Here is a 10224-nt window from a genome sequence, read left to right as displayed (position 1 = left end):
CTGCTGGGCCGAGCGCTTGGCGCCGCCACCGGAAGGCTTCTGCTTGTCGAGCAGCGCCGTTATCTCGTCCGCGTTGAACTGCTTGTCTTCCGACTTCGGCTTCGACGACGCTTCCTTGACCGGCTTGTCGGCGTCCTTGCGGTCCGGCGCCTTGGCGCTCTCGGCCTGGGCCGGCTGCGGCTTCGGCCGCGCCTCGGGCGCCGGCGCGGAGTCTGGAAGCTGCGTCGTCTCGGTCGGCGGTTCTTGGGCAATGGCCTCAGCAACGGCGTCCGGCTTGACCTCTTCCTTCGGCTGGATGGCCGCGGTCTTGTCCGGCTGCGGCGCTGGTGTCGGCTCCTTGGCCGGCGTCGGCTTCGGTTCCACCTGCTTGACCGGCTCGGGCTTGACCTCTTCCTTCGGCTGCGGCACCGGCGCCACTTCCGTTGCCGGCGTCGGCTTCGGCGTCTCCTTCGGCTTCGGCGCGTCCTCGGGCTTCGGCTTTTCGGTCGGCGTTGGCGCCGGCGGCGGCGCCGATGTCAGGTCGACCGGCTTCGGCTTGGCCTCGTCCGTGATCGGCTTGTCGGTATCGACGCTGTTTTCGCCGACCTTCTGCGCATCGGGGACGATGTCCGGGCGCTTGGTCGGCGTCGGCGCCGGCTTGTCATGCATCACCGCCTTCTTGTCGCCCTGCAGTGTCTGCGCGATGGCCTCCATCGGCACGATGTCAACCGCCACCGACTCGACATCGGACGCAGGCATGGCAGGCGGCGACGACAGCGTGAACAGCCCGAAGGCCAGCGCCACCGTATGCAAGATCACCGATGTGGTGAGGCCCGTCCTCATCTTGCTTCTACTGATCCTGTTCCTGCAGCGAAACCAGGCCGATGTTCTTGTATCCGGCCGCAGAAATGCGGGCCATCACCTTCATGGCGGTGCCGTAGTCTGTCAGCTTGTCGCCGCGGATGAAGATGCGCTCGTCATAGCCGGTCTTGGAGATCGCCTGCAGCTTGGCCACCAGCTCCTCGATCGGGATCTCGGTTTCCTGCAGGTAGATCTGGCCGGAGGCGTTGATCGAGACGGTGATCGGCTGCGTATCGACATTCATCGCCTTGGCCTGCGTATCCGGCAGGTCGATCGGCACGCCGACCGTCAGGAGCGGCGCCGCGACCATGAAGATGATCAAAAGCACCAGCATCACGTCGACCATCGGCGTGACGTTGATTTCCGACATCAGACCGTGATGGCGGCCGCGCCGCCTGTGGCCGCGCCCGCCGCGTCCCGCCATGCCTACGGACATACCCATGATCGTACCTCAGGCCTTCTGCGCGACTTTTTCATCGATTTGCCGCGAGAGTATGGCGGAGAACTCATCCGAGAACCCTTCCATGCGCACGGCGATCTTGTTCGCGTCTGATGACAGCTTGTTGTAGGCGATGACAGCCGGGATGGCCGCGAGCAGGCCGATGGCGGTGGCGAGCAGCGCCTCGGCGATGCCGGGCGCGACCACCGACAGGCTGGTATTCTTCGAAGCGGCAATGGCCTGGAACGAGGTCATGATACCGATGACGGTCCCGAAAAGGCCGATGAAGGGCGCGGCCGAACCGGTGGTGGCGAGGAAGCCGAGCCGTCCCTCCAGCCGCTCCATCTCGCGCGTCAGCGCCAGGTCCATCGCCTTGTCTATGCGGGTCTGCAGGCCGAGCGGCGATTTCGCTCCCTTCTCGAAGCTCTTCTTCCATTCGCGCATGGCGGCGACGAAGATCGCGCCCATGCCGGTGGTCTTGCGGTCGGCGAGCGTACGGTAGAGCTCTTCCAGCGACTGGCCCGACCAGAACACCTGCTCGAAGCGGTTCAGCGCCAGCCGCATGCGGCCATAGGCGACGAGCTTGTCGACGATGATCGCCCAGGTCCAGATCGAGGCGCAGAGCAGGCCGATCATGACCAGCTTGACGACCCAGCTGGCCTGCATGAACAGCGCCCAAATCGATAAATGCGCGCCCGGTTCGGCGAGTGCGATGTTTTCCATGGTTACGTCCTTAGATTTTCCGGGCGTCGCTGGCGGCTGGGCCCATGGGCATCCCTTGTGGTCCGTTCGCGCGAGCTTGAAGCTTGCGGGATCACCCCGAATGCACCGTTTCGCGGCCTTTTCGGGGCAAATATTGGTGAAAGGAAGGCGTTCGGATTCCGCCAATCTTCACCAATCTCTTCATGAACCGTTATGGTTAAGGATGGGTTATGATATGAAGCGCGGCGCATTGCCGCGCCCCATATCGCAGGGTCGCTGCTCGCATCTGTCGATCAAATGGCTGCGGAGGTCGCCGAGGGCCGAAATATCAGTCGCTTGCCTTTGGCATAAACGCTGCGACCCACTCCCTCGGAAAGCGCCTCGGCCGGCCGTTCTCGCCGATGATCGCCGCCTCGACCTTCGCCTCGACCAGCACCTCGTCGCCGCGCTTCAGCTGCTGCGCCATGAAGATGCGGGCGCCGGAAATATCCTCGGTGCGCGTCTCGATGGTCAGGATGTCGTCCATGCGGGCGGGACTCTTGAAGTCTATCTCCATGCGCCTGACCACCCAGACGATGCGTTCGCCATGCTTGCCGTCGGCAAGCTCGGTATGATGAACGCCGGCGAGCCTCAGATAATCGGAGCGGCCGCGCTCGAAGAATTCGAGATAGCGGGCGTGGTAGACGACGCCGGAGAAATCGGTATCGGCATAGTAGACCCGCGCCATCAGCCGATGGCCGAATTCCGTCAGCGCGCCGGAAAGCCCCGCGCCGAGCGCCGCCGATTCACCATGATCGTCCATCGCGCTTTCCTTTTCTGGCCCGAGCAGGCAGGTGTTGCGGCGCTGGAACCGGATGGCACTGTTGGGCGCGATGATCAAGACCTTGATGGCGGCACTGCTGGCTCTTGGGGCTTTGGCATTGCCCACCTATGCCGCGACGTTCTCGATGAAGCGCGGCCTCAATCTCGACCAGTGGACGACCTGGACCGGCGAGGAGAAATGGAACGACCCGAACGCCATCCTGCCCTATCCGGAATGGCGAAAGTTCCTCAAGGAGGATGACCTCAAGGCGCTCAAGGATGCCGGCTTCGATTTCCTGCGCATGCCGGTCGACCCCTCCCCCTTCCTGTCCGAAGAGACACTTGCGCTGCGCGACGACCTTTACGCCAGCGTGCTGGACTCGGCGCGCATGATCAACCGCGCCGGGCTGAAGGTGATCGTTGACATGCATCTGATCCCCGCCGGCGGCAACCGCAAGATCGGCATGGGCGAGGTGATGGACGACCCCGGGACCTTCGACGCCTATGTCGATATGGTGCGCAAGATGGCGCGCACGCTGTCAAACGAGGATCCGGGCCAGGTCGCTTTCGAGCCGATGAACGAGCCGATCGTCGACTGCGACGGCGACGGCACAAATCTCTGGCCGGAGCGCCAGAAGAAGCTATTCGCGGCGGCGCGCTCCTCGGCCACCAGGTTGACGCTGATCCTCACCGGCGCCTGCTACTCCAACGCCGCGTCGCTGGCCAGGATCGACCCGAAGCTGATCGCCGACGACAACATCATCTGGTCCTTCCATTCCTACGATCCGTTCCTGCTCACCCATCAGGGCGCGACCTGGGCCGGCGACTTCATCCGCTATGTCACCGGCCTGCCCTTTCCGCTGACAGCCGTGCCGCAGGGGCAGCTCGATGTGGCGCTGGACACGATCCGTGCCCGGATCAGGGCCGAGGCGCCCTGGACGCGCCGGAGCGGCATGCTTGCCTATCTCGACGAGCAGGTCGCCAGCATGGACAGCGACGACAAGCTGCTCGGCATCATGGATGCGCCGTTCAAGACGGTCGAAGCGTGGGCGAAAGCCAACGGGATAAGACCGGAAAACATCACGCTCGGCGAATTCGGGATGATCCGCCAGGAATACGGCAACGCCTATGTGATGCCCGCCGAATACCGCGCCGCCTATGTCAGTCAGATGATTGGGCGCGCCGAGGCGCACGGCTTCTCCTGGTCGGTGTGGGGCTATGGCGGTGCCTTCGGCATTGTCGACGCTTTCGACGGCGACAAGGCCGAGCCTGACGTAATCAACGCGATCAGGTCGCTTCACTGAAGCGGGCGGTTCAGGCGGACCCGAGATCGATCTGCAGGATTTCCGGGCGCATGCCAAAACGCACCGGCATGATGCTGAAGCCGAGTCCGCCGGACACAATCAGGTTTCGATCGTTTTCGACGACATGGCCATAGGCGTAGCGATTGCCGTAGCGCGAAGGCACGACCGGCGAATAGCCGAACAGCCGCACCTGCCCGCCATGGGTGTGGCCGGACAGCGTCAGCGAAACCCGCCACGGCACTTTCGGGAAGATATCAGGCTCATGGGCGAGCAGGATTGTGGGAGCGCTATCGCTCACCTTGGCCAGCGTGCCATCGAGGTCGTCGAGGCCCCTGGGCTCGTCGCGGCCGTCGCCCGGCAGCAACGCTAGCTGGTCCGCGAGGCCTGCCAGCCAGAAGCCGTGTCCGTCCTTTTCCAGGCGCAAGGCATCGTTTTCCAGCACCGTGATGCCGGCGCCCTCGAGTGCCTTGCGCGCCTCGGTTGGTCCGGCCCCCGCCCTTTGCGCAACAGGATCGTGCCACCAGTCGTGATTGCCGAGGATCGCCTTGACGCCGAGCGGCGCTTTCAGGCCGGACAGGGCCGAGGCCCATTCCGAAGCGGGCACCTCGTCCGTTACCAGGCGCATGCCGGCGACATAGTCGCCGAGCAGGACGATGAGATCCGGACGCAAGGCGTTTGCCTCGGCGGCAAGCGAGGCGATCCGCTCCGGCGTCATCCAGGGACGGCAGGCATGGATGTCGGCGAGCGCAAGGACACGCAGCTTGAGGCCCGCCGGCCAGTGCGGTGGCATCAGCGAATAGCGCTTCACATGTGTCAGAAGCATCGGCTCGATGCCGACCGCATAGGCGCTGAGCGACACCATCGACAGGAACGAGCCGCCGATGAGGCGCAGGAAGCCACGTCTGGTGATCATAGGTCCGCCCGGCCCTTGGTATGGCAATTGCGTCAAGCTAGAGGCGGCAATTGCGTCTTCAGCTTGGCCGCGGCGAGCAGATTTTGCGCAGACAGGCCGTTCCCCGCGCAAGTGGGGAACAAATCTGCGTTACTCCTCCTGGAACAGGCTGATCTGCTGCTGCGCCAGATCCTTTGGCGCGTCGAGGCCGAGATGGCGCCAGGCATTGGCGGTCAGCACGCGCCCGCGCGGCGTACGCTGGATGAAGCCCTGCTGGATCAGATAAGGTTCGATGATGTCCTCGATGGCGTCGCGCGGCTCGGAGAGCCCAGCCGCGATGGTCTCGATGCCGACCGGGCCGCCGCCGAAGTTGCGGGCAATCATCGACAGGTATCGGCGGTCGAGCGCGTCGAGACCGAGCCCGTCGACCTCCAGCCTGGTTAGCGCCTCATCGGCGATGCGGCGGTCGACATGGCCATCGCCGGCAACGCTGGCGAAATCGCGCACCCGGCGCAGCAGCCGGCCGGCGATGCGCGGCGTGCCGCGCGCCCGCCTGGCGATCTCCAGCGCGCCATCGTCGCCGAGCGGCATCGAAAGGATGCGCGCGCCACGGCGCACGATCTGCTCCAGCTCCTCGACCGTGTAGAAATTGAGCCGCACCGGAATGCCGAAACGGTCGCGCAACGGATTGGTCAAAAGCCCGAGCCGTGTGGTGGCGGCGACCAACGTGAAACGGGCGAGGTCGATTTTGACCGAACGCGCGGCCGGTCCCTCGCCAATGATCAGGTCGAGCTGGAAATCCTCCATTGCCGGATAGAGGATTTCCTCCACCGCCGGATTGAGGCGATGGATCTCGTCGATGAACAGCACGTCACGGTCTTCGAGATTGGTGAGAAGCGCGGCGAGATCGCCGGCCTTGGCGATGACCGGCCCCGACGTTGAGCGGAAGTTGACGCCGAGCTCGCGCGCCATGATCTGCGCCAGCGTCGTCTTGCCGAGGCCAGGCGGTCCGACGAACAGCACATGGTCGAGCGCCTCGCCGCGTCCCTTGGCGGCGTCGACGAAGACCTTGAGATTGGCCCGGACCGCCGCCTGGCCGACGAACTCGTCGAGCGATTGCGGCCGCAAGCTCTGGTCGGCATCCTCGCCGCGCTTGTCGGGGGCAATGAGGCGGGGCGAAAGGTTCATGCCGCTTTCCTTGCATACGGCAAGGACCAGAACAAGCGGCCCCTCACCGCGCCAGTTCCTTCAGCCCGAAACGGATCAACTTCGAGGCGTCGGCGCCTTCGCCCGCCGCCTTCAGCGCCGCCGAAACCGCGTTGGCCGCGATGTCGCGCGAATAGCCGAGATTGACCAGCGCCGAGACGGCGTCGGTGATTGGCGCCGGCGCCACGCCCTCGCCGAGCTCCTGCTTCAGCCCGATCGTGCCCGAGGCGGCGCCCGCATAGGCCGGCGCCTTGGCCTTCAATTCGGTGACGATGCGCTCGGCCACCTTCTTGCCGACACCCGGCGCGCGCGACACCATGGCGATGTCGCGCAAGGCGATCGCGTTGGCGAGGTCGGCCGGCGCCAGCGTCGAGAGGATGGCCAGCGCCACCTTGGCGCCGACGCCCTGCACATTGTTCATCAGGAGCCGAAACCATTCGCGCTCGAGCGCCGACTGGAAACCGTAGAGCCGGATCATGTCCTCGCGCACATAGGTCTCGATGAACAGCACCACCGCCTCGCCGGGCGACGGCAGGGAGGCCAGCGTGCGCGCCGAGCAATGGGCGACATAACCGACGCCATGCACGTCGACGAGGCAGAAATCCTCGTCGATCTCGTCCAGCGTGCCCTTCAGTTTGCCTATCATCGCTGTCCCCTTACGCCAGCGCTGCAATCCGGTAGGCGGCGCTTTGCCGGTGATGCGCGTGGCAGATGGCGATGGCAAGCGCATCGGCTGCGTCATCGGTGTCGAACACCGCTTTCGGCATCAGCACCTTGACCATCATGTGGATCTGCTTCTTGTCGCCGTGGCCGACGCCGATCACCGCTTTCTTGACGGCGTTGGGGGCATATTCGGCGACCACCAGCCCGGCGCGCGCCGGCACCAGCATGGCGATGCCGCGCGCCTGGCCGAGCTTCAGCGTCGCCGTCGCATCCTTGTTGACGAAGGTCTGCTCGACCGCGGCCTCATGCGGCATAGCTTGATGCAGCACCTCGACCAACCCATCATGCAGTTGGCAGAGCCTGATCGCGAGCGCCGCCTTGTCGTCGGAACGCACCGTGCCGGAGCCGACGAAGCGCAACGAATTGCCGAGGCTCTCGACGATGCCCCAGCCGGTGCGCCTCAGCCCCGGATCGATGCCGATGATGCGAATCGCTTCCCCCATGCGCCGAGTCTACCTCCAACGCAGGGCGATGCCAGCAAAATGTGAACAAACCAGAAACGGCTCAGGCAGGGACAGGCAGCTTCAGAATTTGGTCTGATGAGCCATATTGCGTTGCTTTCGAGAACCGGAGCGAAGCGTACTCAAGTGCAGTGAGCTGCGCGCAAAATCAAGAAGCGCTACAGCGTCCTTTGCGCGTCCGAAAGGACGCGCGGCGCTGTAGGGAAGCGCAGAAAACGGCGCTGGATGGCCATCAGAGCGAATTATCAAGCTGCCGGATCAGCCGCGGGCGAAGGCCGTGTTCAGCAGGCTGATCTGGTCGGAGACCGGATTGACGCGGCGGGCGGCTGGCGGCATGTCGGCCAGCGCACTGCCGTAGATCTCCTCGTCCATGCGGCGTACCAGCGCCTGCAGGCGCAGCGAGCGGGTGACGAGGTCGAGAAATTCCTTCGGCAGTTCGTTCCAGCCGATCGCCTCGTCATGCGCGGACGCGGTGTCGAGCCGTACCTTGGACTTTTCCGAGGCGACCTGGTCGCGGGTCATCTCGCCGGAATTGGCGGCGCGCTGCAGCAGCAGCCAGGAGGCAACCTGCATCAGCCTGGTGGTCAGCCGCATCGATTCGGCCGCATAGAGCGTCGCAGCCGTCCGCGACAACTTCTTGGCCTCGGCCCGGCCCTTGCCGTCGAGATATTCGGCGGCCTGTTCGACGAGGCCCATGCCCTCCTGATAGAGCGGCTTGAAGGATTGGGAGAAAACCCGGCGCTCCGCCAATTTGATGGTTTTCGCGCTTCCCTTGGAAGGCTCGTTCATCGCTACGCCCCTGCACTGCCGCAAGCCGAATCGGCATTCTTGCCGTAACGCCCTGCACCCTAAAACGACTGAGCTTGAAAATGCGCTTCGCCGCCGGTGAAGGCAAGCACATGTTTAACGAAGGGTTAACGGCCCGGCCGACGGTTCCCGCGGACAAAAAAAGAGCCGCGGATAAGGCGGCTCTCAGGAGTTTAACAGGGAGGCGTCAAACAAAGTGGCTCCAACCACTCGGTAAGAATCCAGATCACTGGATGCGCATAGTAAACGCCTGTAAAGCTTAATGAAGTCTTAACGGCGCCGAGATTTTTTTACCAGGCGCGCCGCTTCTGTGCCGTAACAGGACAGCCGCCGTGATGCCGAATCGGCCCCGGCAATGTGGTTCGGGCCATGGTCCGCCGCACGGCTGCGAATGCCGGTGCCGAAACAAGCCCGCCTCCCACGCGACATCGTTCCGAAACAGGCGCCACGCTAAACGCCCGCTCCTCTGAACCGGCGGGCAAATCCGCTCGACCGCAAATCGCCAGGAGCGAACCCATGGACTGGTATTCGATTGTCAAGTTTCTCCACGTCGTCTCGGCCACTCTGTGGGTCGGCGGCGGTTTCGCGCTGTTCCTGCTTGGACTGCTTGCCGAGCGCGCCGGCAATGTCGAGGGCAAGCTGCAGGCGATGCGCGCCACCGGGCAGTTGGGCAACCGCTACTTCGCGCCGATGTCGATGCTGACGCTGCTGTTCGGCCTCATCATGTGCGCTTTCTGGGTTGGCTTTTCCGACCTTTGGATCCTGATCGGCCTTGCCGGTTACGCCACGACCTTCGCGATCGGCATGCTCGTGTTCAAGCCGAGCGCCGACCGCATGGCCGACATGATCGCGAAGGATGGCGTGACTCCGGCCGTCCTTGCCGTGGGCCAGCGCGTCATGGGCGCCGCCCGCTTCGACTATTCGGTGATGCTGGTGATCATCGCCGACATGGTGCTCAAGCCGACCGTGCACGACATCGCCATCCTCGCCGGCATGGCGCTGGTGGTTGCGGCAGGCGCCACGCTGGCCTTTGGCGGCGGCCGCCGGCTGGTGGAAAGCGCCGCCTGACAGCGCAATTGGCGAGGGCGGCCGGATATTCTCGCCGCCTATATCAGGCCGGCGATCCCGTCCCAGAGCAGCTTGACCGCAACGATCGCGACGGTCGCGTAGGTGAAGGGATAGAAGATCTCCGGCCGCATGCGCCGCACCAGCCAGGCGCCGGCGATGGTCGCCAGCGGCGCCAGCGGCATCAGCACGGCGGACGCCGTCAGGTTGGTGGTGTCGAACTGGCCGAGCGCGAAGTAGGGGATCAGCTTCAGCGCATTGGTGGCGGCGAAGAAGATCGCCGATGTGCCAGACAGCACTTTCGGGTCGAGCCGGATCGGCAGGGCATAGACCTGGAAGGGCGGGCCGCCGACATGGGCGACGAAGCTTGTGAAGCCGGCGACGGTGCCCCAGAAGGCAGCCGCCACGCGGTTGGGCGCAGCTGCATGGTCGGCGCCGTGGCGGAACTGCAGGTAGAGCCAGCGCAGCACGAAGATCAGCGCGACCGCGCCGACGATCAGTCGCACCATCTCCTCGGTGACCAGCGCCGCCGTCAGCCAGCCGAGGCCGATGCCGATCACCGCGCCCGGCATCATGTCGACCAGCATCTTGCGATCGTAGACGCCCCACCACGTCCAGACCGAGACGATGTCCATCAGGCACAGGATCGGCAGCAGGATGGCGGCCGCCTGCACCGGCGGCATGGCCAGCGCCATCAGCGGCACGCCGACGAAGCCGACGGCGCCGCCGAAGCCGCCTTTCGACAGGCCGACGAGAATGACCGCCGGAATGGCGGCGGCATAGAACCACGGATCGCTGAGCAGGCCTGACATGGGGTGAGAGCGGCTGGAGGATGGCGGGAGCCCTGCAATAGACCAGAAAGCGGTATATCGCGATAGCCAATGTGCTCTGGCAGCCGCCTGCGCGATCAACTGTCCGTAACACAGCTTTTGCGGATTTGCGGCAAGCGCATGGCCCATGCATAAGGTCGCCGGACCCGTGCAT

General features: G+C 64.6%; 12 protein-coding genes. 2 read left to right on the top strand and 10 right to left on the bottom strand.

Annotated elements, in window-relative coordinates; translation table 11 throughout:
• The 4 genes from EN742_RS12400 to ybgC all read right to left on the bottom strand — a co-directional run.
• The coding region (locus EN742_RS12400; RefSeq protein WP_128332853.1) for a hypothetical protein at positions 1–822 on the bottom strand (822 nt) is incomplete at its 3' end.
• A gap of 7 nt (positions 823–829) precedes the next feature.
• On the bottom strand, positions 830–1282 hold the full coding sequence (gene tolR / locus EN742_RS12395; RefSeq protein ID WP_126057875.1) for a protein TolR: 453 nt from the start codon (positions 1280–1282) through the stop codon (positions 830–832).
• A gap of 9 nt (positions 1283–1291) precedes the next feature.
• Positions 1292–2002 carry a protein TolQ gene (tolQ, locus tag EN742_RS12390; RefSeq protein WP_126057874.1) on the bottom strand — a complete coding sequence of 237 codons (711 nt, stop codon included), beginning with the start codon at positions 2000–2002 and terminating at the stop codon, positions 1292–1294.
• 307 nt (positions 2003–2309) lie between these two features.
• The gene (gene ybgC / locus EN742_RS12385; protein ID WP_126057873.1) at positions 2310–2783 is read right to left on the bottom strand and encodes a tol-pal system-associated acyl-CoA thioesterase; all 474 of its coding nucleotides are present in this window, start codon (positions 2781–2783) and stop codon (positions 2310–2312) included.
• Positions 2784–2835: 52 nt separating this feature from the next.
• Here ybgC and EN742_RS12380 point away from each other — a divergent pair, with 52 nt between their 5' ends.
• A complete protein-coding gene (locus EN742_RS12380) occupies positions 2836–4086 on the top strand; it encodes a cellulase family glycosylhydrolase (protein WP_127406688.1) in 1251 nt (416 codons plus the stop codon).
• A gap of 10 nt (positions 4087–4096) precedes the next feature.
• Here EN742_RS12380 and EN742_RS12375 read toward each other — a convergent pair whose 3' ends face one another.
• The 5 genes from EN742_RS12375 to EN742_RS12355 form a co-directional block, all read right to left on the bottom strand.
• Complete coding sequence (locus tag EN742_RS12375; protein WP_127406689.1) at positions 4097–4999, bottom strand: metallophosphoesterase; 903 nt, start codon at positions 4997–4999, stop codon at positions 4097–4099.
• 129 nt (positions 5000–5128) lie between these two features.
• Positions 5129–6166, bottom strand: coding sequence for a Holliday junction branch migration DNA helicase RuvB (gene ruvB / locus EN742_RS12370; RefSeq protein ID WP_127406690.1), 1038 nt, complete (start codon positions 6164–6166; stop codon positions 5129–5131).
• Positions 6167–6209: 43 nt separating this feature from the next.
• A complete protein-coding gene (gene ruvA, locus EN742_RS12365) occupies positions 6210–6830 on the bottom strand; it encodes a Holliday junction branch migration protein RuvA (RefSeq protein WP_126057867.1) in 621 nt (206 codons plus the stop codon).
• Between the two features lie 10 nt (positions 6831–6840).
• The gene (gene ruvC / locus EN742_RS12360) at positions 6841–7350 is read right to left on the bottom strand and encodes a crossover junction endodeoxyribonuclease RuvC (RefSeq protein ID WP_126057866.1); all 510 of its coding nucleotides are present in this window, start codon (positions 7348–7350) and stop codon (positions 6841–6843) included.
• Positions 7351–7626: 276 nt separating this feature from the next.
• Positions 7627–8157, bottom strand: a complete 531-nt coding sequence (locus tag EN742_RS12355; protein ID WP_126057865.1) for a DUF1465 family protein — start codon at positions 8155–8157, stop codon at positions 7627–7629.
• Between the two features lie 534 nt (positions 8158–8691).
• Between EN742_RS12355 and EN742_RS12350 the strand changes: the two genes are divergently transcribed.
• Positions 8692–9243 carry a DUF2269 family protein gene (locus EN742_RS12350; RefSeq protein ID WP_126057864.1) on the top strand — a complete coding sequence of 184 codons (552 nt, stop codon included), beginning with the start codon at positions 8692–8694 and terminating at the stop codon, positions 9241–9243.
• A 38-nt stretch (positions 9244–9281) separates the two neighbouring features.
• On the opposite strand, the gene EN742_RS12345 is transcribed toward EN742_RS12350, so the two are convergent.
• A complete protein-coding gene (locus EN742_RS12345; RefSeq protein WP_126057863.1) occupies positions 9282–10052 on the bottom strand; it encodes a sulfite exporter TauE/SafE family protein in 771 nt (256 codons plus the stop codon).
• Positions 10053–10224: the final 172 nt, after the last annotated feature.

The sequence above is a fragment of the Mesorhizobium sp. M4A.F.Ca.ET.020.02.1.1 genome (assembly GCF_004022645.1).
Taxonomy (GTDB): domain Bacteria; phylum Pseudomonadota; class Alphaproteobacteria; order Rhizobiales; family Rhizobiaceae; genus Mesorhizobium.
This window is presented reverse-complemented; position numbering and strand designations above follow the sequence as displayed.

Excerpts from the sequence above, each read along its gene's own strand:
- EN742_RS12355 (WP_126057865.1), bottom strand. The coding sequence starts at position 8,157 with ATGAACGAGCCTTCCAAGGGAAGCGCGAAAACCATCAAATTGGCGGAG.
- ruvA (WP_126057867.1), bottom strand. The coding sequence starts at position 6,830 with ATGATAGGCAAACTGAAGGGCACGCTGGACGAGATCGACGAGGATTTC.
- EN742_RS12350 (WP_126057864.1), top strand. The coding sequence starts at position 8,692 with ATGGACTGGTATTCGATTGTCAAGTTTCTCCACGTCGTCTCGGCCACT.
- tolQ (WP_126057874.1), bottom strand. The coding sequence starts at position 2,002 with ATGGAAAACATCGCACTCGCCGAACCGGGCGCGCATTTATCGATTTGG.
- ruvC (WP_126057866.1), bottom strand. The coding sequence starts at position 7,350 with ATGGGGGAAGCGATTCGCATCATCGGCATCGATCCGGGGCTGAGGCGC.
- ruvB (WP_127406690.1), bottom strand. The coding sequence starts at position 6,166 with ATGAACCTTTCGCCCCGCCTCATTGCCCCCGACAAGCGCGGCGAGGAT.
- EN742_RS12375 (WP_127406689.1), bottom strand. The coding sequence starts at position 4,999 with ATGATCACCAGACGTGGCTTCCTGCGCCTCATCGGCGGCTCGTTCCTG.
- ybgC (WP_126057873.1), bottom strand. The coding sequence starts at position 2,783 with ATGGACGATCATGGTGAATCGGCGGCGCTCGGCGCGGGGCTTTCCGGC.
- EN742_RS12380 (WP_127406688.1), top strand. The coding sequence starts at position 2,836 with ATGGCACTGTTGGGCGCGATGATCAAGACCTTGATGGCGGCACTGCTG.
- tolR (WP_126057875.1), bottom strand. The coding sequence starts at position 1,282 with ATGGGTATGTCCGTAGGCATGGCGGGACGCGGCGGGCGCGGCCACAGG.
- EN742_RS12345 (WP_126057863.1), bottom strand. The coding sequence starts at position 10,052 with ATGTCAGGCCTGCTCAGCGATCCGTGGTTCTATGCCGCCGCCATTCCG.